24 protein-coding genes, 1 tRNA gene and 1 riboswitch are annotated in these 20,720 nt (G+C 47.2%); of the genes, 22 read left to right on the plus strand and 3 right to left on the minus strand.

Going from position 1 to position 20,720, the window contains the following annotated elements; translation table 11 throughout:
* The 6 genes from QMZ64_RS03135 to QMZ64_RS03160 all read left to right on the plus strand — a co-directional run bounded on the left by QMZ64_RS03135 (window position 1) and on the right by QMZ64_RS03160 (window position 6,674).
* Complete coding sequence (locus tag QMZ64_RS03135; protein WP_265626016.1) at window positions 1-777, plus strand: enoyl-CoA hydratase; 777 nt, start codon at window positions 1-3, stop codon at window positions 775-777.
* A 31-nt stretch (window positions 778-808) separates the two neighbouring features.
* A complete protein-coding gene (locus QMZ64_RS03140; protein WP_026579113.1) occupies window positions 809-1,582 on the plus strand; it encodes an electron transfer flavoprotein subunit beta/FixA family protein in 774 nt (257 codons plus the stop codon).
* 49 nt (window positions 1,583-1,631) lie between these two features.
* Window positions 1,632-2,609, plus strand: a complete 978-nt coding sequence (locus tag QMZ64_RS03145) for an electron transfer flavoprotein subunit alpha/FixB family protein (protein WP_243942758.1) — start codon at window positions 1,632-1,634, stop codon at window positions 2,607-2,609.
* A gap of 212 nt (window positions 2,610-2,821) precedes the next feature.
* Window positions 2,822-3,136 carry a thioredoxin gene (gene trxA, locus QMZ64_RS03150; protein WP_020452497.1) on the plus strand — a complete coding sequence of 105 codons (315 nt, stop codon included), beginning with the start codon at window positions 2,822-2,824 and terminating at the stop codon, window positions 3,134-3,136.
* Window positions 3,137-3,281: 145 nt separating this feature from the next.
* Entirely contained in the window at window positions 3,282-5,054 is a 1,773-nt protein-coding gene (uvrC, locus tag QMZ64_RS03155; protein WP_265626020.1) for an excinuclease ABC subunit UvrC, read from the plus strand.
* A 64-nt stretch (window positions 5,055-5,118) separates the two neighbouring features.
* A riboswitch (Lysine riboswitch) is annotated at window positions 5,119-5,298 on the plus strand.
* Between the two features lie 146 nt (window positions 5,299-5,444).
* Window positions 5,445-6,674 carry an aspartate kinase gene (locus QMZ64_RS03160; RefSeq protein WP_265627914.1) on the plus strand — a complete coding sequence of 410 codons (1,230 nt, stop codon included), beginning with the start codon at window positions 5,445-5,447 and terminating at the stop codon, window positions 6,672-6,674.
* Between the two features lie 45 nt (window positions 6,675-6,719).
* Here QMZ64_RS03160 and QMZ64_RS03165 read toward each other — a convergent pair whose 3' ends face one another.
* Entirely contained in the window at window positions 6,720-7,163 is a 444-nt protein-coding gene (locus QMZ64_RS03165) for a YslB family protein (protein WP_265626021.1), read from the minus strand.
* 301 nt (window positions 7,164-7,464) lie between these two features.
* Here QMZ64_RS03165 and QMZ64_RS03170 point away from each other — a divergent pair, with 301 nt between their 5' ends.
* The 15 genes from QMZ64_RS03170 (at window position 7,465) to QMZ64_RS03240 (ending at window position 18,068) form a co-directional block, all read left to right on the plus strand.
* A complete protein-coding gene (locus QMZ64_RS03170) occupies window positions 7,465-8,073 on the plus strand; it encodes a succinate dehydrogenase cytochrome b558 subunit (RefSeq protein WP_243942760.1) in 609 nt (202 codons plus the stop codon).
* Between the two features lie 33 nt (window positions 8,074-8,106).
* Window positions 8,107-9,870 carry a succinate dehydrogenase flavoprotein subunit gene (gene sdhA / locus QMZ64_RS03175; protein WP_020452492.1) on the plus strand — a complete coding sequence of 588 codons (1,764 nt, stop codon included), beginning with the start codon at window positions 8,107-8,109 and terminating at the stop codon, window positions 9,868-9,870.
* Window positions 9,867-10,631, plus strand: coding sequence for a succinate dehydrogenase iron-sulfur subunit (sdhB, locus tag QMZ64_RS03180; protein WP_265626023.1), 765 nt, complete (start codon window positions 9,867-9,869; stop codon window positions 10,629-10,631). Before sdhA ends, sdhB begins: the two co-directional genes overlap by 4 nt.
* A gap of 63 nt (window positions 10,632-10,694) precedes the next feature.
* Window positions 10,695-11,165 carry an acyl-CoA thioesterase gene (locus QMZ64_RS03185; RefSeq protein WP_265626025.1) on the plus strand — a complete coding sequence of 157 codons (471 nt, stop codon included), beginning with the start codon at window positions 10,695-10,697 and terminating at the stop codon, window positions 11,163-11,165.
* Window positions 11,166-11,182: 17 nt separating this feature from the next.
* Complete coding sequence (locus tag QMZ64_RS03190; RefSeq protein ID WP_265626027.1) at window positions 11,183-11,881, plus strand: SDR family NAD(P)-dependent oxidoreductase; 699 nt, start codon at window positions 11,183-11,185, stop codon at window positions 11,879-11,881.
* Between the two features lie 175 nt (window positions 11,882-12,056).
* Window positions 12,057-12,281 (plus strand): spore germination transcription factor GerE, encoded by a 225-nt coding sequence (gene gerE / locus QMZ64_RS03195; RefSeq protein WP_003184172.1) that lies wholly within the window; start codon window positions 12,057-12,059, stop codon window positions 12,279-12,281.
* 161 nt (window positions 12,282-12,442) lie between these two features.
* Window positions 12,443-12,886 carry a MarR family winged helix-turn-helix transcriptional regulator gene (locus tag QMZ64_RS03200; RefSeq protein ID WP_003184148.1) on the plus strand — a complete coding sequence of 148 codons (444 nt, stop codon included), beginning with the start codon at window positions 12,443-12,445 and terminating at the stop codon, window positions 12,884-12,886.
* A gap of 7 nt (window positions 12,887-12,893) precedes the next feature.
* Window positions 12,894-13,712, plus strand: coding sequence for a glutamate racemase (gene racE / locus QMZ64_RS03205; protein WP_265626029.1), 819 nt, complete (start codon window positions 12,894-12,896; stop codon window positions 13,710-13,712).
* A 152-nt stretch (window positions 13,713-13,864) separates the two neighbouring features.
* Window positions 13,865-14,974 carry a GerMN domain-containing protein gene (locus QMZ64_RS03210; RefSeq protein ID WP_265626031.1) on the plus strand — a complete coding sequence of 370 codons (1,110 nt, stop codon included), beginning with the start codon at window positions 13,865-13,867 and terminating at the stop codon, window positions 14,972-14,974.
* Between the two features lie 125 nt (window positions 14,975-15,099).
* Complete coding sequence (gene rph, locus QMZ64_RS03215) at window positions 15,100-15,840, plus strand: ribonuclease PH (RefSeq protein ID WP_020452486.1); 741 nt, start codon at window positions 15,100-15,102, stop codon at window positions 15,838-15,840.
* 22 nt (window positions 15,841-15,862) lie between these two features.
* Window positions 15,863-16,453 (plus strand): XTP/dITP diphosphatase, encoded by a 591-nt coding sequence (locus tag QMZ64_RS03220; protein WP_075752009.1) that lies wholly within the window; start codon window positions 15,863-15,865, stop codon window positions 16,451-16,453.
* 16 nt (window positions 16,454-16,469) lie between these two features.
* On the plus strand, window positions 16,470-16,991 hold the full coding sequence (locus QMZ64_RS03225) for a YfcE family phosphodiesterase (RefSeq protein ID WP_242792981.1): 522 nt from the start codon (window positions 16,470-16,472) through the stop codon (window positions 16,989-16,991).
* 119 nt (window positions 16,992-17,110) lie between these two features.
* Window positions 17,111-17,184: transfer RNA gene (locus tag QMZ64_RS03230), tRNA-Arg, on the plus strand.
* A gap of 398 nt (window positions 17,185-17,582) precedes the next feature.
* Entirely contained in the window at window positions 17,583-17,747 is a 165-nt protein-coding gene (locus tag QMZ64_RS03235; protein WP_265626035.1) for a hypothetical protein, read from the plus strand.
* Window positions 17,748-17,783: 36 nt separating this feature from the next.
* On the plus strand, window positions 17,784-18,068 hold the full coding sequence (locus QMZ64_RS03240) for a hypothetical protein (RefSeq protein ID WP_265626037.1): 285 nt from the start codon (window positions 17,784-17,786) through the stop codon (window positions 18,066-18,068).
* 41 nt (window positions 18,069-18,109) lie between these two features.
* Here the strand turns inward: QMZ64_RS03240 and QMZ64_RS03245 are convergent, their stop codons facing one another.
* Complete coding sequence (locus QMZ64_RS03245) at window positions 18,110-18,364, minus strand: hypothetical protein (protein WP_265626038.1); 255 nt, start codon at window positions 18,362-18,364, stop codon at window positions 18,110-18,112.
* A 398-nt stretch (window positions 18,365-18,762) separates the two neighbouring features.
* On the opposite strand from QMZ64_RS03245, the gene gdhA reads away from it, so the two are divergent.
* Window positions 18,763-20,145: an NADP-specific glutamate dehydrogenase gene (gene gdhA / locus QMZ64_RS03250; RefSeq protein ID WP_265626039.1), complete on the plus strand. Its 1,383-nt coding sequence runs from the start codon at window positions 18,763-18,765 to the stop codon at window positions 20,143-20,145.
* A gap of 44 nt (window positions 20,146-20,189) precedes the next feature.
* On the opposite strand, the gene QMZ64_RS03255 is transcribed toward gdhA, so the two are convergent.
* Window positions 20,190-20,417 carry a hypothetical protein gene (locus tag QMZ64_RS03255; protein WP_301441128.1) on the minus strand — a complete coding sequence of 76 codons (228 nt, stop codon included), beginning with the start codon at window positions 20,415-20,417 and terminating at the stop codon, window positions 20,190-20,192.
* Window positions 20,418-20,720: the final 303 nt, after the last annotated feature.

Consider the following 20,720-nt stretch of genomic DNA (forward strand, 5'->3'; position numbering starts at 1 on the left):
ATGGCAGCATTAACATACGCCGTAGACGACTATATCGCAACCATTACGATTCAGCACCCGCCGGCAAATGCGCTATCGACGCAAGTGCTTGAAGACCTTTCCGCATGTCTTCAGGAGCTTTCAGAACGTCAGGATGTCAGAAGCGTCGTGATTCACGGGGAAGGAAGATTTTTCTCGGCAGGCGCTGACATTAAAGAGTTTACATCATTGATGGACGGGTCTGATTATGCAAATTTGGCTGATAAAGGCCAGCAGATTTTCGAAAAAGTAGAATCTTTTCCAAAGCCCGTGATCGCCGCGATTCACGGAGCTGCTCTTGGAGGAGGTCTGGAGCTTGCAATGGCATGCCACATCCGGATTGCCGAGGAGAGCGCTAAGCTCGGCCTTCCCGAACTGAATCTCGGAATCATTCCCGGCTTTGCGGGAACGCAGCGCCTTCCGAAGTATGTGGGCACCGCCAAAGCGCTTGAAATGATCGGGACATCAGAGCCGATATCCGGCAAGGAAGCTTTTGAATACGGCCTTGTCACGATTTTGGCGGCGAATGAAGAAGAAGTGCTGCAAAAGGCACAAGAGCTCGCGCGAAAATTCGCTGAAAAAAGTCCGCAGACGATGGCTTATGTCATTGAACTCCTGAATTCGAGCAAAGTGTATTCGTATGAAGGCGGCCTCAAGCTGGAAGGAAAATACTTCGGCGAAGTGTTCCAATCGGAGGATGCGAAGGAAGGGATTCAGGCATTTCTTGAAAAGCGGAAGCCGCATTTTAAAGGGAAATAACAAACGTGAAAACAAAGGGGATGAATAGAACATGAACATTTATGTCTTAATGAAGCGCACGTTTGATACAGAGGAGAAAATTCAGATTGAACAAGGGGAAATCAGCACGGATGGAGCGGAATTCATCATCAACCCGTACGATGAGTACGCCATTGAAGAAGCGCTTCAGCTGAAGGAGAAGCACGGCGGTGAGATTACGGTTGTCACAGTCGGCGAGGAAGAAGCTGAAAAAGAACTCAGGACGGCTCTGGCGATGGGGTGCGACAAAGCCGTTTTGATCAACATTGAAGACGATCTGGAAGAAGCGGACCAATATACGGCGTCAGCCATCCTATACAACTATTTGAAAGACCGCGAGTATGACATGATACTCGGCGGGAATGTGGCGATCGACGGGGGATCGGGACAGGTGGCGCCTCGTTTGGCCGAGCTGCTCGGCATCCCTTGTATCACGACGATTACAAAGCTGATGGTAAACGGCGGAGATGTTGAAGCGGAACGCGACGCCGAGGGTGACCTTGAAGTGATCCAAACGTCGCTTCCAATCGTAGCGACTGCACAGCAGGGGTTGAACGAACCGCGTTATCCGTCACTTCCGGGAATCATGAAGGCGAAGAAAAAGCCTCTTGAGGAGCTTGAACTTGATGATCTGGACATCGACGAGGAAGACGTGGCCGCCAAAACAAAAACGATCGAACGGTTCCTGCCTCCGAAAAAAGAAGCCGGGAAAATCCTTGAAGGGGAGCCGGAACAGCAGGCGGCAGACCTTGTATCACTGCTGAGAAGCGAAGCAAAGGTCGTTTGAAGCCGAAGGGAGCAAAAACACGGTCATTAAAATACAGGGGGAAATGGACATGAGCAAAAAAGTTATCGTATTGGGAGAGTTCAGGGACGGTTCGTTGAGAAATGTGACATTCGAAGCGATAGCCGCAGGAAAAACGGTAGCCGAAGGGGGAGAGGTGATCGGCGTTCTCTTCGGCGAAAGCGTTTCAAGCGATGCGGCACAACTGATCCATTACGGCGCTGACAGAGTGCTTACAGCCGAAAACCCGCTCTTGAAAAACTATACGTCTGACGGCTATGTTCAAGCCTTTATGCCGATCATTGAGCGCGAGAGTCCGGACGTGATGATTTTCGGCCATACGTCTATGGGCAAAGACTTGTCGCCGAAGCTTGCAGCCCGTATGGGAACAGGGCTGATATCAGATGCCGTTGACGTCGAAGTAGCCGGCGGCAACATCGTGTTTACAAGGCCGATTTACTCAGGCAAAGCGTTTGAGCGGATCATTTCCGAAGATGAAACGATTTTTGCAACGATCAGACCGAATAATATCGCCCCGCTCGACAAAGATGAGACGCGGACGGGAGCGGTCGAAAGCATCGAAGCGGATATTCGGGACATCAGAACGGTTATCAAGGACATTGTCAAAAAAACGTCCGAAGGCGTCGATTTGTCTGAAGCGAAAATCATCGTAGCCGGCGGCCGCGGCGTCAAAAGCGAGGAAGGCTTTAAACCGCTGCAGGAGCTTGCCGACGTACTGGGCGGCGCAGTCGGCGCTTCAAGGGGAGCCTGTGACGCAGACTACTGCGACTATTCGCTCCAAATCGGCCAGACCGGCAAAGTCGTAACTCCAGACTTATATATCGCCTGCGGCATTTCAGGAGCGATTCAGCACCTCGCAGGGATGTCAAACAGCAAAATCATCGTTGCCATCAACAAAGATCCGGAAGCCGACATCTTTAAAATTGCCGACTACGGGATCGTCGGCGACTTATTTGAAATCGTTCCGTTGCTTACGGAGGAATTTAAAAAGCTGAGTGTCAGCACTTGATCAAAAGCCGGCCTGAAATGGCCGGCTTTTTACATAGGCACATTTCCGCCTTTTGCAAAATAACATGGAATAAGGACATTTTTAGAAAGGCTAAAATCCCGATGTGTAAAACTGCGCAGATAGGGAAATGTATAATCAAGCATTATGTTAGCGTGAACCAAAGGGAGATGCTATACTAAAAAGCATAATTTCACAATTGGAGGAATGAAAGAATGGCTATCGTAAAAGCAACTGATCAAACATTCTCATCTGAAACAAGTGAAGGCGTAGTTCTTGCCGACTTCTGGGCTCCTTGGTGCGGACCTTGCAAAATGATCGCGCCGGTACTTGAAGAGCTTGATCAAGAAATGGGAGACAAACTGAAAATCGTAAAAATCGATGTTGACGAAAACCAAGAAACTGCCGGCAAATACGGCGTGATGAGCATCCCGACTCTCCTCATACTAAAAGACGGCGAAGTGGTTGAAACATCTGTCGGCTTTAAACCGAAAGAAGCCCTTGAAGAACTGGTCAACAAACATTTGTAAAATAGAAACCTGTGAAAAAGGCGATTCCAAAGGGATCGCTTTTTTCTTACAACGCGCCATCTTCCTTCTCCAATTGTAGCGAACGTACGGTCGGTCATGGTAAACTGAAATGAAGAAAAAACGCCGAAACAAGGAAGGATTTTTGATGAACAAAAAAATCAAAGAAAAGCTGGCCCTTCTCCCGGATCAGCCTGGCTGCTACTTGATGAAAGACAGGCAGGATACCGTCATCTACGTCGGGAAAGCGAAAATCTTAAAAAACAGGGTCCGCTCCTATTTCAGCGGGTCCCATGATGCCAAAACACAGCGTCTTGTCAGTGAAATTGAAGATTTTGAATACATTGTCACCTCCTCGAACATCGAAGCGCTCATTCTTGAAATGAATTTAATCAAAAAGTACGACCCGAAATATAACGTGATGCTGAAAGATGATAAAAGCTACCCGTTTATTAAAATCACGAACGAGCGGCATCCGAAGCTGATTGTCACGAGGAAGGTCAAACAAGACAAAGGCCGCTATTTCGGGCCGTATCCCAATGTCCAGGCTGCGAGGGAAACAAAAAAGCTGCTGGACCGCCTCTATCCGCTCAGAAAGTGCGCCAAACTGCCGGACCGCGTCTGTTTGTACTATCATCTCGGACAATGTCTGGCGCCATGCGTATATGATGTGTCTGAGGAGACAAACCGACAGCTCACAGAAGAAATCACCCGCTTTTTAAAGGGCGGATACAATGAAGTCAAGAAAGAACTTGAAGCAAAAATGCTCGAAGCCTCGGAAAACCTGCAGTTCGAACGGGCGAAAGAATTCCGCGATCAAATGGCCCATATCGAGTCAACGATGGAAAAACAGAAAATGATGCTGAATGACATGGTTGACCGCGATGTATTTGCCTATTCGTATGACAAGGGCTGGATGTGCGTCCAGGTCTTCTTCATCAGGCAAGGTAAATTGATTGAAAGGGATGTCAGCATGTTTCCTCTATACAGGGAAGCAGACGAGGAGTTTTTGACGTTCATCGGGCAATTTTACTCAAAAAACAACCATTTTCTTCCGAAGGAAATTTTGGTGCCTGACAGCGTCGATAAGGACATGATTGAGGAGCTTTTGGACGTGAATGTGCGCCAGCCGAAAAGGGGAGCGAAGAAAGACCTGCTGCTCCTTGCCCATAAAAATGCAAAGCTCGCCTTGAAAGAGAAGTTTTCGCTCATTGAACGGGATGAAGAGCGGACGATCGGAGCGATTGAAAAGCTCGGCAAAGCGCTGGGCATCTACACGCCATACAGGATTGAAGCGTTTGATAATTCAAATATTCAAGGAACGGACCCCGTTTCGGCGATGGTCGTCTTTCTCGACGGAAAACCGCATAAAAAAGAGTACCGCAAATATAAGATCAAGACGGTTGAAGGCCCTGACGACTACGGGTCAATGCGCGAAGTCATCAGAAGAAGATATACAAGGGTGCTGAAAGAGAATCTGCCACTGCCTGATTTAGTATTGATCGACGGCGGAAAAGGCCAGGTGTCTGCCGCCCTTGACGTTTTGGAAAATGAATTGGGGCTCGATGTCCCTGTTGCCGGTCTGGTGAAAGATGATAAACACAGAACTTCCAACCTTTTGATCGGCGACCCCCTTGAGATCGTCCAGCTTGAGCGGAACAGCCAGGAATTTTACCTGCTTCAGCGCATTCAGGATGAAGTGCACAGGTTTGCGATCAGCTTCCACAGGCAGCTCAGAGGAAAAAGCGCATTTCAATCGGTGCTCGACGGCATACCGGGCGTCGGCGAACAGCGGAAAAAACTGCTGTTAAAACATTTCGGTTCCGTTAAGAAAATGAAGGAAGCGAGCGCCGAAGATATCCGCAAGCTCGGCATTCCTCTGAAGACGGCGCAGCTGATTGAAGAGGCTTTGAAAAAATAATGTTGAACTTTTAAAAAGAATCTGATAGAATTTGTACTAATTTCATAATAAGATCGTGTGATATGGTGAAGATAGAGGTGCGAACTTCAAGAGTAGGCTTGATGAGGAAGATGGATTCCGATGAAAAAAGCCGAAAGGGGAGCGTCGCCGAAGCGGGGAAAAATCCATTCGTTTTTCCTGCTGGCTTTACATTGAATAAATGTAAGGCTGTCAAGAAATCATTTCTTGGAGGGCTATCTCGTTGTTAAAATCATCGGCATTTTTGTTGGTTAAAGCAATGAGGGAATTCTCTCATTGCTTTTTTTGTACGAAAAAACGTACAGCCCGCCGGTCAAGTTTTCCTCTTCATACATAAACAAGCACGAACGAAAACAAAAAGGGTGGTATTTGATGGGTCTCATCGTCCAAAAATTTGGCGGAACTTCAGTAGGATCAGTGGAAAAAATATTGAATGTCGCAAACCGCGTCATCGAAGAAAAACAGCGCGGTCATGATGTTGTCGTCGTCGTTTCGGCGATGGGCAAATCGACGGACTCCCTCGTCGCGCTTGCTAAGGAAATTACCGAACAGCCGGGCAGCAGGGAAATGGACATGCTGCTGACAACAGGAGAGCAGGTGACGATTTCGCTGTTGACAATGGCTTTGCAGAACAAGGGGTATGATGCGGTTTCCTATACAGGCTGGCAGGCCGGCATCGAAACCGAAAATATTCACGGCAACGCAAGAATTACGAACATTGATACAGCCAAGCTGAAAGAGCGCCTGACTGAAGGGAAAATCGCCGTTGTCGCCGGATTCCAAGGCACGACAGCGGAAGGTGAAATCACAACGCTCGGCAGAGGCGGATCAGATACGACAGCCGTTGCCCTCGCAGCTGCCCTGAAAGCCGATAAATGCGACATTTACACCGATGTACCGGGGGTTTTCACAACCGATCCCCGCTATGTCAAAACAGCGCGGAAACTGGCCGGAATCTCCTACGATGAAATGCTTGAGCTTGCCAATCTTGGAGCAGGCGTCCTGCATCCGAGAGCTGTTGAATTCGCGAAAAACTATCAGGTGCCTTTGGAAGTCCGTTCAAGCACCGAAAAAGAAGCCGGCACATTAATCGAGGAGGAATCATCAATGGAACAGAATTTAATCGTAAGAGGCATTGCATTTGAAGATCAGATCACACGCGTGACTGTATGCGGCCTGGCGAGCGGCCTGACGACGCTGTCAACGATTTTTACAACACTTGCCAAACAGAACATCAACGTTGACATCATCATTCAATCGGTGACAAGCACAAGCAAAACGTCGATTTCTTTCTCCGTGAAAACGGAAGACTTAAAACGGACGGTCGAAGTTCTCGAAGAATACAAAGACGCGCTCGACTATGAACAGATTGAAACGGAAAACAGGCTTGCCAAAGTGTCGATCGTCGGTTCAGGCATGATCTCCAACCCCGGAGTAGCAGCGGAAATGTTCGCTGTGCTGGCGGAAAAAAACATCCAGGTCAAAATGGTCAGCACATCCGAAATCAAAGTTTCGACTGTCGTCAACGAAGGCGATATGGTGAAAGCCGTTGAAGCGCTGCATGATGCTTTTGAACTGTCAAAGCAGACAGCAGTCATTTAAAAAGAAAAAGGCGGGACTTTTGCAGTCTCCGCCTTTTTTGCATGGTTATGCCGGGTCCTTCAAATCCCATTTTACCGTTAAAACAACTTTTCCGGCTCTTTTTTTCACCTGTTCATACGATTCGGCGATTTGTTCGTTCATCAGCTGGATTTGCTCGGCGATAAATCCGGCTTCAAGCTGAAAGCACGGTTCCTTTTGATATTTGAGGCGGTTTGAGACCAGCGGGCCTTCGAGCTCAAACTCAAGCTCCTGCTTCTTTGAATGGACGATCGTAAGCGTTCCCCAGCCTGCATCCAGAAAGAAAGCGGGAAGGTCCTCCCTGGATTCAAGCGGGAACTTGCGGGCGAGCTTTTTTCCCGCCCAGTACAACATATCTGCGTAGTCTTGTCCCAGCATATCGGGAAGCAGCACTTCCCTGATCAACTCATAGCCATATGCGGAGACTTCCAGCTCTTTTAATTGCGCTAAGTTTGCTTCAAATTTGTTCATATCCAATGTCTCCCCTCTTTTCTCCGTTTATTATAGCTTAAATGGGGTGAAAGATTACAGCGGGGACATGCATTTAGGAAGAAAAAAATCTGATATATTTATATTTTGATAAAATAAAATTTTCAAAAATATGATTAAATTTTAGAAAATTTCAATTTATGTACGCGTTTTCTTGACGCCTATTTCTCATAGGAGTAAAATGAAATTGTCATAAAAACTTAACAAAGTGCGATATTTGAAACAGGACGGGGGATAGGAGACCTTTCATTTTTACTGCACTTTTCAACTAGGGGGTAAAGCAATGGCCGGGAACAGAGAGTTTGTTTATCGAAGACTGCATTCTTTGCTTGGCGTCATACCGGTAGGCATATTTTTAATCCAGCATTTGGTTGTCAACCATTTTGCGGCAAGCGGAGAAGAGGCGTTTAATAACGCCGCTCACTTTATGGAAAACCTGCCGTTCAGGTACGTCTTGGAAATCTTCGTGATTTTCCTTCCGCTGATTTATCATGCTGTTTATGGAGTATACATAGCTTTTACAGCGAAAAACAATGCGAACAGATACGGATTTTTTAGAAACTGGATGTTCGTTCTGCAGCGGATTACAGGAATCATTACCTTGATTTTTGTCAGCTGGCACGTGTGGCAAACACGGATTGCCGCCCAAATGGGGGCAGAGGTGAACTTTGACATGATGGCTGATATTTTGAGCTCCCCGATCATGCTCGGCTTTTACATTGTAGGTGTCCTCTCAACAATCTTCCACTTTTCAAACGGTTTATGGTCGTTTGCTGTCACTTGGGGAATCACCGTTTCTCCCCGCTCACAGCGAATCGCCACGTTTGTGACAATGGGAGTCTTTGTTGTGCTGTCCTATGTAGGGCTGAGAGCGATTTTGGCATTTGTGTAAAAGAACTAGATTACTAGAGGGAGTGGGGCAGGCATGAGCAATTCAAGCATCATCGTTGTCGGCGGAGGACTTGCGGGTCTGATGGCGACCATTAAAGCTGCGGAAGCAGGAACAAATGTAAAACTATTTTCGATCGTTCCCGTTAAGCGCTCACATTCCGTATGTGCGCAGGGCGGAATCAACGGAGCGGTCAATACAAAAGGTGAAGGCGACTCCCCTTGGGAGCATTTTGACGATACCGTTTACGGAGGCGACTTTCTGGCCAACCAGCCGCCGGTCAAAGCGATGTGTGACGCGGCGCCGTCGATTATTCATTTGCTTGACCGCATGGGCGTCATGTTTAACAGAACACCTGAAGGGCTGCTTGACTTCCGGCGCTTCGGGGGAACTCAGCATCACAGAACGGCATATGCGGGGGCGACGACCGGACAGCAGCTATTGTACGCGCTGGATGAGCAGGTTCGCCGCTTTGAAGTCGAAGGGCTTGTTTCGAAATATGAAGGCTGGGAGTTTCTCGGAGCCGTTCTTGATGATGACAATGCGTGCCGGGGCATCGTCGCCCAAAATCTGACGACGATGGAAATCGAGTCGTTCCGTTCAGACGCGGTCATCATGGCGACCGGGGGACCGGGCATCATCTTCGGAAAATCGACGAACTCGATGATCAATACCGGATCAGCCGCTTCGATCGTTTACCAGCAGGGCGCTTACTATGCGAATGGAGAATTCATCCAGATCCACCCGACCGCCATTCCGGGAGACGACAAGCTGCGGCTGATGAGCGAATCGGCGCGCGGTGAAGGCGGACGAGTCTGGACGTATAAAGACGGCAAGCCTTGGTATTTCCTCGAAGAGAAATATCCGGCATACGGAAACCTTGTGCCGCGTGATATTGCGACGCGTGAAATATTTGATGTATGCGTCAGACAAAAGCTCGGCATCAATGGCGAAAACATGGTTTATCTCGATCTTTCCCATAAAGATCCGAAGGAATTGGACATCAAGCTGGGCGGAATCATTGAAATCTATGAAAAATTCATGGGTGACGATCCGCGCAAGCTGCCGATGAAGATTTTCCCTGCGGTCCACTACTCAATGGGCGGACTCTGGGTCGACTACAATCAGATGACCAACATTCCAGGACTGTTTGCCGCAGGAGAATGCGATTATTCAATGCACGGCGGAAACCGCCTGGGCGCGAACTCGCTCTTGTCAGCCATTTACGGCGGCATGGTGGCAGGTCCGAAAGCCGTTGAATACATTCAAGGTCTTGAAACATCCGCAGAAGATCTGTCTTCTTCCGTTTTCGACAGCTGCGTCAAAAAGGAAGAAGAAAAGTGGGCTGACATTATGAAGATGGACGGCAATGAAAATGCTTATGTCCTTCATAAAGAGCTCGGCGAATGGATGACAGACAACGTGACGGTTGTGCGCCACAATGACAAGCTGCTGAAAACGGATGAAAAAATCCAAGAGCTTGCCGAGCGCTACCAAAACATCAATATCAACGATACGGCAAAATGGAGCAATCAGGGCGCCGTATTCACGCGCCAGCTGCACAACATGCTGCAATTGGCACGGGTGATCACGCTCGGTGCATACAACCGGAATGAGAGCCGCGGCGCCCATTATAAACCGGATTTCCCTGAACGCAATGACGAGGAATGGCTGAAAACAACAATGGCGAAACATGCAGGCGATTTTGAAGCCCCGAAATTCCATTATGAGGATGTCGATGTTTCATTAATCGCACCGCGTAAACGGGATTACTCGAAGAAAAAGGTGGCGAAATCATGAGTGAAAATAAGACAATCAAGTTTATCATCACTCGTCAGGATACATCGGATTCTAGTCCTTACCAGGAAGCGTTTGAAATTCCATACCGTCCGAATATGAACGTCATTTCCGCCTTGATGGAAATCAGAAGGAACCCGGTTAATGCAAAAGGAGAAAAAACGTCGCCGATTGCTTGGGATATGAACTGTCTCGAGGAAGTGTGCGGCGCTTGCTCGATGGTGATCAACGGCAAGCCGAGACAGTCCTGTACGGCGCTGATCGACCAGCTTGAGCAGCCGATCCGCCTTGAACCGATGAAAACATTCCCTGTTGTCCGCGACCTTCAAGTGGACCGGAGCCGCATGTTTGATTCATTAAAGAAAGTCAAAGCATGGGTGCCGATCGACGGCACATATGACCTCGGACCGGGACCGAGAATGCCGGAACGAAGAAGGCAGTGGGCTTATGAGCTGTCAAAATGCATGACTTGCGGCGTATGTCTCGAAGCTTGTCCAAACGTGAACGATAAAACAAACTTTATGGGACCTGCACCGCTCTCGCAAGTCCGCTTATTCAACACCCATCCGACAGGCGCGATGAACAAATCGGAACGGCTCGAAGCGATCATGGGGGACGGCGGACTGGCCGAATGCGGAAATTCGCAAAACTGCGTGCAGTCATGTCCGAAAGGCATCCCGCTCACAACCTCAATCGCTGCGTTAAACAGGGATACGACCGTTCAGGCGTTTAAAAACTTCTTCGGAAGCGACAACACGGAATAACACGAAAAAACGCACCTCTTCAAGCCGAAGAGGTGTTTTTATGACCAAAGGGGATGAAAAACAATGAAACTGCCGGGATATATTGAAGAACCGTTTGACACATGGTGTCAGTCATTTTCTTTTTTTGATGAAGTATCCGTCCGTTTTTCAGAAACGGACATGTTCGGTCATATGAACAATGTCACACCGTTTGTCTATTTCGAGGAAGCGAGGATTTCCTATTTCAAGCACCTGGGCGTCATGGACCGCCTTTCAGACGGGAAAAGCGCGGCCATTCCCGTCGTGGCGAGCCAGCAATGCGATTACTTTCAGCAGGTCATGCTTCATGAACATTTGAAAATCGGCGTCAAAACAGCATCTGTCGGCAACGCCTCCCTCACCCTTCACTATACGGCGAAAAATGGAGAAGGCGGCCTTTGCTTCACAGGGAAGGCGGTTATGGTGCAAATTGCGAAAGATACGGGCAAACCGGTGAAATGGACAGATAAACAAAAAGCAAAACTGCTTGGCAATCACTCATTTCCTGAGAAATAATTGACAGGGAGAGGAAAATGAAAAAAGTGATAATCATCGGCGCGAGTTCCGGAATTGGCAAAGCGCTTGCCAAGCAGCTGTCAGCCGGAGGAGTTGAGGTCGGTCTTGCTGCAAGACGGTATGAGCTGCTAGCCAAATTGCGCGACGATCTCCCTGGACCTTCATACATTAAAAAGATCGATACAGCCGACAGCGAACGCGCGCCTATACTGTTGAGAGAACTGCTTGATGAGATGAATTGGGCAGACGCAGTCTTCATCTGTTCAGGTGTTGGATATTTGGAAAGCGAAATGGATTGGAGCAAAGAAAAGGAAACGATCGATGTAAATGTGACGGGATTTGTGTCCTGCTCGAACGTGTTGATGGAGCATTTTATCAAAAATGGGAAAGGGTATTTAGTCGGCATATCATCCATTGCCGCGCTGAGAGGAAACGGAAGAGCCGTCACCTACGCCGCTTCAAAAGAATTTGTTTCTAATTACTTAAAAGGGCTCCGGCAAAAAGTAAAAAAACTTGGGTGTGATGAAATCGTGGTCACCGAAATTCAGCCAGGCTTCGTGGACACGGCTCTTGCAAAAGGTGATCACCTGTTTTGGACGGCTTCGCCCGAAAAAGCGGCTGCACAAATCATCAGTGCTGTGCAGAAAAAGAAAACGCACGCATATATTACGAAAAGATGGCGGCTGATCGCCTGGATTTTAAAATGTCTTCCTTAGAAGTTCAGCCCTGAAACGATGCCTGTGTCATGATTTGAAAAATAGGTGTTTGAGGGAACCCTTTTCTCCGTCAGAAACGTCACCGACCTTGCGTATGTTTCATATGATATCACGACTATATCGAAACCCATTCGTTTCAGATCAGCTCTCACCTTAGCAAGGAGGGTTACAATACTTGAAGGAGAAAGAGTTTCAATCAAAGCCGCTGCTAACAAAAAGAGAAAGAGAAGTGTTCGAATTGCTCGTTCAAGACAAGACAACAAAGGAAATCGCAAGCGAGCTCTTTATAAGTGAAAAGACTGTACGTAATCACATTTCCAATGCGATGCAAAAATTGGGAGTGAAAGGCCGTTCGCAAGCTGTTGTTGAACTTCTTCGAATGGGTGAGCTAGAGCTCTAAATTGAGCCGGTGTTCCTTCTTGTATCAAGAAGGGAACCGGTTATTTGTTTTGAGGTGCAATTTGTATATTCATGTTGAAGTCTTGCAATTTGTGTAGAAAAGAAGGAAAATAGACTCAAGTGTTTTGAAAACAAAACAACGAGTCGAGCGAGGTAGAGAAAATGAATTCGAATGCTTCTTTGAATCACATAGCGGATATTGAAAAATCACTCCGCCATATTGCGGGCATCATTAAACAAAAAGGAAGAGAAATTCTCACCCAATATACGATTACCCCTCCCCAGTTTGTCGGTCTTCAATGGCTGTATGAATACGGGGACATGACGATCGGCGAGTTATCACAAAAGATGTACCTGGCGTGCAGCACCACGACGGATTTAATTGACCGAATGGAAAAAAACAACCTCGTTGAACGGGTGAAAGATCCGTCCGACAGGCGCGTAGTCCGCATTCACCTTCTATCGGAAGGAGAGCGGATCATCCAGGAGGTCATTCAAAAAAGGCAGGACTATTTGGAAGACATGTTAGAGGCGTTTTCCGAGGAAGAAACAGCTGCATTTGAAAAATTATTAATTAAACTACAGCAGGAAATGAACAGAAAATGAGGCGATTTTGTTGGATCAACCGATAGGAGTCATCGATTCGGGAGTCGGCGGTTTAACCGTTGCAAAAGAAATCATGAGGCAGCTGCCGAAAGAAAAAATTATATATCTTGGAGATACGAAAAGGTGTCCGTACGGACCTCGCGACAGAGAAGAAGTCCTGTCATATACATGGGAAATGACAAATTATTTGTTATCCCGCCACCATATTAAAATGCTCGTGATCGCCTGCAATACAGCGACCGCCATCGCCCTTGAAGAAATAAGCAGAGAAGTCGCGATCCCGGTCATCGGCGTTGTGCAGCCCGGAGCCAGAACCGCGATTAAAGTGACGGAAAACCAGCGGATCGGCGTGATCGGAACAGAAAACACGATCAAAAGCGGCGCCTACGAAGAAGCGCTTCTTTCGCTGAACGGAGATTTAACGGTAGAAAATCTGGCTTGCCCGATGTTTGTCCCGTTTGTGGAAAGCGGCAAATTTTTGGATGAGACGGCTGATGAAATCGTCAGGTCGTCACTGCACCCGCTCAGGGATTCATCAATCGATACGCTGATTCTCGGATGCACGCATTATCCGATTTTAAAAGAGCCGATTCAGCGCTATATGGGAGAGCGCGTCAACATTATTTCCTCCGGAGATGAAACGGCCAGGGAAGTCAGCACGATTTTGTCATACAACAGTTTATTAAGCAAAACGGGGGAACCGCCGGAACACTTGTTTTTAACAACCGGGGAGCGCGCCCGCTTCACAAAAATTGCAAATGATTGGTTTGGATACGAAGTGAAAAATGTGGAAAGCATTTCTCTTCAGGAAACCGCTATAAAATAAAGCTGCCGCACAATTAAACGGCAGCTTTTTTCATGAGCCTATTCTTTAAAAGAAAAGGTTTTTTGTATTCAGAGGGATTTTTTTAAAAAGCGGTCTAATTCAAAAACGGGCTCGTATACATAATAGTACAAACTGCCTTAGGAGGGAAAAGTATGCTGAAAAAAGGAATGAAAGGAATCGCGGTTTCGGTTACGGCCTCCGCGCTGCTTCTTTCCGGGTGCGGAATATTTCAGTCAGATCAAGCCTCAGAGGAGATAGATCCGCCGCAGGACATCACATATGTAAAAGAGGAGAAGGAGCAAGACAAAACAGACAAAACCAAAGATAAAACAGAAGACAAAGGCAGCAAAACGACAAGCGACGATAAAGCGGCTCAAACGAGCGATACGGTTATGAGAGAGCTTTATCTCATTGATAAGAACGGCTATGTGACTGCACAGACGCTGCCGCTGCCAAAGCAGGAAGGCACGGCTAAACAAGCGCTTGAATACCTCGTTGAAGGCGGCCCTGTTTCAAACATCCTGCCAAACGGGTTCAGAGCCGTGCTGCCAGCGGATACAACGGTGAATGTTGATATTAAAGAAGACGGAACAGCGATTGCTGACTTCTCAAATGAATTTAAAAACTATAAAGCTGAAGACGAGCAAAAAATCGTACAGGCGATTACATGGACGTTGACACAGTTTAACTCGATTGATAAAGTGAAGATCCGCATGAACGGCCATGATTTGAAAGAAATGCCTGTTAACGGCACACCGATTTCAGAAGAACTCAGCCGCGAGGACGGCATCAACCTCGATACGGCGGGTGTGACCGATATAACGGCGACACAGCCGGTCACCGTCTATTATTTGGCTGAATCGGACAAAGGCACATACTACGTTCCTGTAACGAAACGGACGTCTGCAAAAGAAAAAGACGAGGTGACGGCGGCGATTAAAGAGCTGACGGAAGGACCGGGCAATAAAAGCGGCCTGCTTTCCGATTTCCAGGGCGGCGTCAAGCTTGAAAACGAGCCGAAAATTGAAGACGGCCATGTGACTCTTGACTTTAATGAAGCGATCTACGGGAGTGCAGACGGCGAGAAGAAAGTGATATCGGATGAAGTGTTAAACAGTATTGTGCTGACATTAACCGAGCTGCCTGATGTGAAAAGTGTGTCGGTTACTGTGAACGGAAAATCCGAGCTCGTCAATGAAAAAGGAGAAAAGCTCTCCAAGCCGGTTTCAAGACCGAGCAAGGTGAACACAGGTAGTTTTTAAGCAGAGATTTTTGATATACTATAGAAAAAGAGGTAAGCGATTAAAGCTGCCTCTTTCTTTATTCAGCTTTTTGGAAGAGCAGAATGATTGTGAAAGGTTTATGTACATACAATCGGAGGTAAAAAATGAGATACGATGGAAGAGAAAACAATGAATTGCGCCCTGTCACAATGGACCTCGACTTCATTACGCATCCCGAGGGATCGGTCCTGATCACAGTCGGCGGGACAAAGGTGATATGCAACGCGTCTGTGGAAGACCGTGTACCGCCCTTTTTGAGAGGAGAAGGGAAGGGCTGGATCACCGCGGAATACAGCATGCTCCCGCGGGCCACAAACCAAAGGACGATCAGGGAATCGTCAAAAGGGAAAATCTCCGGGCGGACGATGGAAATTCAACGGCTGATCGGACGAGCTCTGCGGGCGGTCGTTGATTTGGAAAAGCTCGGTGAGCGGACGATCTGGATCGACTGCGACGTCATTCAGGCTGACGGAGGCACGAGAACCGCGTCGATCACCGGAGCATTTACGGCCATGGCGCTTGCCGTCGGAAGACTTGTCGAAAAAGGCACGCTGAAGGCGATGCCGATCACTGACTTTTTGGCTGCCACTTCGGTGGGAATCGATAAGGAAAAAGGATTGATCCTTGATTTGAACTATCAGGAAGATTCTGCAGCAGAGGTGGATATGAACGTCGTCATGACAGGCGAAGGCCGCTTTGTCGAACTTCAGGGAACAGGAGAGGAAGCGACATTCTCAAGAAGTGAATTGGACGGGCTTTTAGAACTGGCTGAAAAAGGGATCGCCGAACTGATCGAAAAGCAGAAAGAAGTGCTCGGCGACGTTGCATCAGCCATTCAACAATAACATGAGAAAGGCTTGATACACGATGAAAGAAGTCATCATTGCCACGAAAAACGAAGGGAAAGTCAGAGAATTTAAAGCGATGCTCGAACCGAGAGGCTACGATGTCAAATCTCTACTGGACATCGGCTATACGCCCGAAATCGAAGAAACCGGGCAGACGTTTGAAGAAAACGCGGTGATTAAAGCGGAAACGATTTCGAAAGAAACCGGAAAAATCGTAATTGCCGATGACTCAGGCCTGTCTGTCGACTACCTCGGCGGCAGCCCCGGCGTATACTCGGCCCGCTATGCAGGAGAAGAGAAAAACGATCTCGCCAACCTGAAAAAGCTATTGAAAGAGCTTGAAGGGGTGGAAAAAGAAGACCGCTCCGCGAGGTTCAGATGCGCGCTCGCATTATGCACTCCAGGACAGGAAACGAAAACGGTCGAAGGTTCTGTGGAAGGGTATATTACCGAAGAACCGCGCGGCACAAACGGCTTCGGCTATGACCCGGTTTTTCTCGTCAAAGACAAAGATCAAACGATGGCCGAGCTCTCAAGCGGCGAAAAGAACAAAATCAGCCACAGAGCGGAAGCGCTGAAAAAACTGTCCGCTCTATTGGATCAAGCGTAAAGGAGGAGGGCCGATCATGAAGGTTCTGATTGTCAGCGACAGCCATGGTCTTGAAGACGAACTGGAAATGATCGCTGAGCGGCACGGGAAGGAAACAGATCTCATCATCCATTGTGGGGATTCCGAATTGGATCCTTCCCATCCCGCGCTTTCCTCTTACTTAACGGTAAAAGGAAACTGCGATTTTTACGGGGAGTTTAAAGACGAAATTGTCGTTCCCGTCGGATCGAGAAAGCTTTTTTTCACACACGGGCATTTATACGGCATTAAACAGTCGCTTTTAAATGTATACTACCGCGCTGAAGAACTCGGCGCCGATATCATCTGTTTCGGCCATTCCCACATCGCCGGAAGCGAGCTGATGGACGGAAAACTGCTGATCAACCCCGGCAGCATCCGCCTTCCGCGGGTGCGGAAAGAAAAAACTTATGCTATACTAAACATTGACAAAGACAATGCAACGGTCCGCTTTTACGACTTGGACGGCCGGGAAGTCGAAAGCCTGACAAACCACGTCCAACTGCCAGCACATTCATGAGGAAGAATTTTTTTCTTCCTCGTGAAGAAAAAAATTCTAAAAAGTTGTTGACTTTATGTCCCGATCCGCATATAATAAATCTTGTCGCTGATAGTTAAAGCGAAACAAAACAACATCATGTCCCAGTAGCTCAGCAGGATAGAGCAACGGCCTTCTAAGCCGTCGGTCGGGAGTTCGAATCTCTCCTGGGACGTCTCTGAAAAAAGCCTCAAACTTCTTGGTATACAAGGGTTTGAGGCTTTTTTATTTACTTGGAACATGCGTTTTATTTTGGGGTTGAAAATGTGTTTTGGGAGCGGATTGGAAGCGGATTTAAATTTTCGAATTTCATTGGAACTCCTTTATTTTATTGGATATCCTGTTCAACTACACTCCCCATCTTTCCTTTTTAGGAATATTTTATCATTTATAACAATTTACGAGCTGCCTAATCCTCTTCCTATACTTCTTTCAAGAACATCTCCAATTGTATCTTGAAGTGAGAGTAGTTCTCTGAATGGCCTTTTTCTTCAAACAACAACATCCTAAAAATTCCCTTTAGTCATCTTAAACAAAATGAAGGGTGTGATCAATTTTAAGGAGGATGTTGTAATGACAAAACAACAGCACAATCAGCAGCAAAAGCAGAAACAACAAAAACAAAAGCATGAGCAGCTGCTCGGGGTCAACATTACGGATACCGAACTTGCTCAGGAATTCGGAAATATCCAGCAGCAGCTTGCCCAGCTGGAGCAAACTGTTAATCAAATGGGGTAACAGCAGCAGGGCCAAAGCGGCCAGCAGAGCTCTCAATTGAGCCAGGGAATCAATCAGCTGAAGCAGCAAATTCAGCAGCAGTCCAGCTCACAATCTCAGCAGCAGACGGATCAGCAAATTCAGCAAGGCATTCAGCAGGCTGTTCAGCAGCTGAATCAGGCTCTTCAAGGGATCCAGACAAACCAGGCCATGAACCAAATGAGCCAGGCACTTCAGCAGGCGCAGCAGTCATTTAACCAGCAAGGACAGCAAGGTCAACAGGATCAGCAAAACCAACAAAACCAGCAACACAATCAAAATTTCCAGCATTCCCTCCAATAAAAAGCTTGAAAGAGCCGTTTAGCACGGCTCTTTTTTATCGGTCATTCCTCGTTTTGATCCTTTTCGTCATGGGTTGGATGCGCCCCGGGGTACTGTCGCGGCATTCCTTGGTGGAGATAGCGGAATTCATATGTGAAATTGCTGTAGTACTGCTGGCCTTCCTTCCATGGCGTGTTTTTGTTTTCAACAGGCTTGTCTTTGCCCTGGGCAGCTCCATACGCTCCTTCAGGAAATTCTTCAGCCGTTAAAAAGTTTCTTTGTGTTTCAACGTTCGACAGTTCTTTTTTGTGGTCCATCAGATCACCCCTGTTTTAGTTTTATTGTTGCCATGAAAAAGAAGAGCTATGTGTTTTCGTTTTGTGCAGTAGGATTCATTTTGAAAACGGGAGAAGATGCTCATTTTCTGCCGAGAGTACAACGGGCAAATGCGCCGATCACAACGAAAAGCACAGAAAGAACCTTTCGGATGTTATGGTATTTTATGGTTTATTGGTCCTTTTCTCCTCAGCTTTTAAGAAGTGTTCTTCTATCTTAATACCCGTCTATTCTCGCTTTTTGTTATACATCTCAATTCAGCAATGGTTTAATCTGTTTTCCAGATTGATGTAAATGGGGAATTGGTTGTAAAATTTACCATGATAGAAAATCTTACAAGTTCGTTCTGCTTTTACTTTAGAAAGGGAGCTGAAGAAAGGTGCATACGCTAGAAAAAATGGAGCAAACAAATTTCCAGGCGGCGAGAGATTATGTGACAAAAGCATACGAGACAGTGCGGAAGCGAAATCTTCACGAAAGCGAATTTCTTCAAGCTGTAAAAGAAATTTTCGATTCCCTCGTCCCTGTATTGGCCAAGCATCCAAAGTATATTGAAAACCGCATTCTTGAAAGGATTGCAGAGCCGGAACGGATGATCACCTTCAGGGTGCCGTGGGTCGATGATGAAGGCAATATCCAGGTTAACAGGGGATACCGGGTTCAATTTAACAGTGCGATCGGTCCGTATAAAGGCGGCATCCGCTTTCATCCTTCTGTAAACGCGAGCATTATTAAATTTTTGGGCTTTGAGCAGATTTTTAAAAATTCTTTAACCGGCCAGCCGATCGGCGGCGGAAAAGGCGGGGCTGATTTTGATCCGAAGGGCAAGTCTGACAGGGAGATCATGAGTTTTACGCAAAGCTTTATGGATGAACTGTACAGACATATCGGACCGGACACGGATATCCCTGCCGGCGATATTGGTGTCGGAGCAAGGGAAGTCGGGTTTATGTTCGGACAGTATAAAAAGATTCGGGGCCGCTATGATGCAGGTGTGTTAACAGGCAAAGGCCTTGAATACGGGGGCAGTTTGACGAGGAAAGAAGCGACAGGGTACGGTCTGGTTTATTTCGTAGAAGAAATGCTGAAGGATCAGGGGCTGCGTTTTGAAAACAGCACAGTTGTCGTCTCCGGTTCAGGCAATGTGGCGCTGTATGCGATGGAAAAAGCCGCTCAATTCGGCGCAAAAGTAGTGGCCTGCAGCGATTCTGACGGCTATGTCTATGACGAAAAAGGCATCAGCCTCGAGACGGTGAAGCGGCTCAAAGAAAGCGGGAACGGAAGGATTCGCGAGTATGTCAACGAGCATCCGGAAGCACACTATTTCGAAGGATGCTCCGGCATTTGGTCTATTCCGTGCGATATCGCGCTTCCTTGCGCGACCCAGAACGAAATTGACGAAGAGGCGGCCGGAGTGCTTATTTCAAATGGGGTCAAAGCCGTCGGAGAAGGAGCGAATATGCCGTCTGAAGAGAGCGCCGTCAAACGCTTTTTGGATGCGGGGGTTCTTTTTGGGCCGGCTAAGGCTGCAAATGCCGGCGGTGTGGCCGTTTCAGCGCTCGAAATGGCGCAGAACAGCGCGCGGCTCCACTGGACGGCGGAAGAAACGGATGAGAAGCTCAGAACGATCATGACCGATATTTACAAGAGAAGCGTTGAAGCGTCTTCAGAATACGGACGTCCCGGTAATCTGCTTGACGGCTGCAATATAGCTGGATTTATTAAAGTGGCGGATGCGATGATCGCTCAGGGAGTCGTTTAACCGTTAAAAGAGAGAGCAAAATGCTCTCTCTTTTTTGTGCTTTGTTAATCTTCTCTGAATCCACCGGTAAAGCCGTGCACAGCCGGAACGGAAATTCCCGGATAACCGATACCGAATCCGAGAGTCGGAGTGGTGAACACCCCGCCGTACGGATAATAGGGATAGGGCCCGTACGCTGAAGGATTATAGACATAAGTAGTCGGATAGCCGAAGTATCCCGGGTATTGGCGCACGCGGGGGTCAGAGTATGGAGGAAAGGTGCGGTACATCATATTCACCCGTTTCTTATTGAATTAACAGCAGTTTATGTAAAAAATCGTAAAATGGAGTCTGTACACAAATGTGGTAAAAAATCTAACCTTCCGGGATGAAATTTTAAAAAAGTTGTCGGTAATAAAATCTAACAAAACTGTATAAAACACCAGTTTTTTTATGTAATCTTTATAATTGCATAAAAAATTTCAGATTGTTTTTCAATTTTGCATTTCCTTTTATATCAATCATGTAAGCGTATACAAGTAGATTGATTAATCGAAATTGTCTAATAATTTTAAAAAATACGGTTGACACTGCAT

It is taken from the genome of Bacillus sp. LB7, assembly GCF_030449715.1.
Classification (GTDB): domain Bacteria; phylum Bacillota; class Bacilli; order Bacillales; family Bacillaceae; genus Bacillus; species Bacillus paralicheniformis.

Bases quoted from the DNA above. Each gene is read 5' to 3' on its own strand.
- QMZ64_RS03135 (WP_265626016.1), top strand. From the start codon at position 1: ATGGCAGCATTAACATACGCCGTAGACGACTATATCGCAACCATTACG.
- QMZ64_RS03140 (WP_026579113.1), top strand. From the start codon at position 809: ATGAACATTTATGTCTTAATGAAGCGCACGTTTGATACAGAGGAGAAA.
- QMZ64_RS03145 (WP_243942758.1), top strand. From the start codon at position 1,632: ATGAGCAAAAAAGTTATCGTATTGGGAGAGTTCAGGGACGGTTCGTTG.
- trxA (WP_020452497.1), top strand. From the start codon at position 2,822: ATGGCTATCGTAAAAGCAACTGATCAAACATTCTCATCTGAAACAAGT.
- uvrC (WP_265626020.1), top strand. From the start codon at position 3,282: ATGAACAAAAAAATCAAAGAAAAGCTGGCCCTTCTCCCGGATCAGCCT.
- QMZ64_RS03160 (WP_265627914.1), top strand. From the start codon at position 5,445: ATGGGTCTCATCGTCCAAAAATTTGGCGGAACTTCAGTAGGATCAGTG.
- QMZ64_RS03165 (WP_265626021.1), bottom strand. From the start codon at position 7,163: ATGAACAAATTTGAAGCAAACTTAGCGCAATTAAAAGAGCTGGAAGTC.
- QMZ64_RS03170 (WP_243942760.1), top strand. From the start codon at position 7,465: ATGGCCGGGAACAGAGAGTTTGTTTATCGAAGACTGCATTCTTTGCTT.
- sdhA (WP_020452492.1), top strand. From the start codon at position 8,107: ATGAGCAATTCAAGCATCATCGTTGTCGGCGGAGGACTTGCGGGTCTG.
- sdhB (WP_265626023.1), top strand. From the start codon at position 9,867: ATGAGTGAAAATAAGACAATCAAGTTTATCATCACTCGTCAGGATACA.
- QMZ64_RS03185 (WP_265626025.1), top strand. From the start codon at position 10,695: ATGAAACTGCCGGGATATATTGAAGAACCGTTTGACACATGGTGTCAG.
- QMZ64_RS03190 (WP_265626027.1), top strand. From the start codon at position 11,183: ATGAAAAAAGTGATAATCATCGGCGCGAGTTCCGGAATTGGCAAAGCG.
- QMZ64_RS03200 (WP_003184148.1), top strand. From the start codon at position 12,443: ATGAATTCGAATGCTTCTTTGAATCACATAGCGGATATTGAAAAATCA.
- QMZ64_RS03210 (WP_265626031.1), top strand. From the start codon at position 13,865: ATGCTGAAAAAAGGAATGAAAGGAATCGCGGTTTCGGTTACGGCCTCC.
- rph (WP_020452486.1), top strand. From the start codon at position 15,100: ATGAGATACGATGGAAGAGAAAACAATGAATTGCGCCCTGTCACAATG.
- QMZ64_RS03220 (WP_075752009.1), top strand. From the start codon at position 15,863: ATGAAAGAAGTCATCATTGCCACGAAAAACGAAGGGAAAGTCAGAGAA.
- QMZ64_RS03225 (WP_242792981.1), top strand. From the start codon at position 16,470: ATGAAGGTTCTGATTGTCAGCGACAGCCATGGTCTTGAAGACGAACTG.
- QMZ64_RS03235 (WP_265626035.1), top strand. From the start codon at position 17,583: ATGACAAAACAACAGCACAATCAGCAGCAAAAGCAGAAACAACAAAAA.
- QMZ64_RS03245 (WP_265626038.1), bottom strand. From the start codon at position 18,364: ATGGACCACAAAAAAGAACTGTCGAACGTTGAAACACAAAGAAACTTT.
- QMZ64_RS03255 (WP_301441128.1), bottom strand. From the start codon at position 20,417: ATGATGTACCGCACCTTTCCTCCATACTCTGACCCCCGCGTGCGCCAA.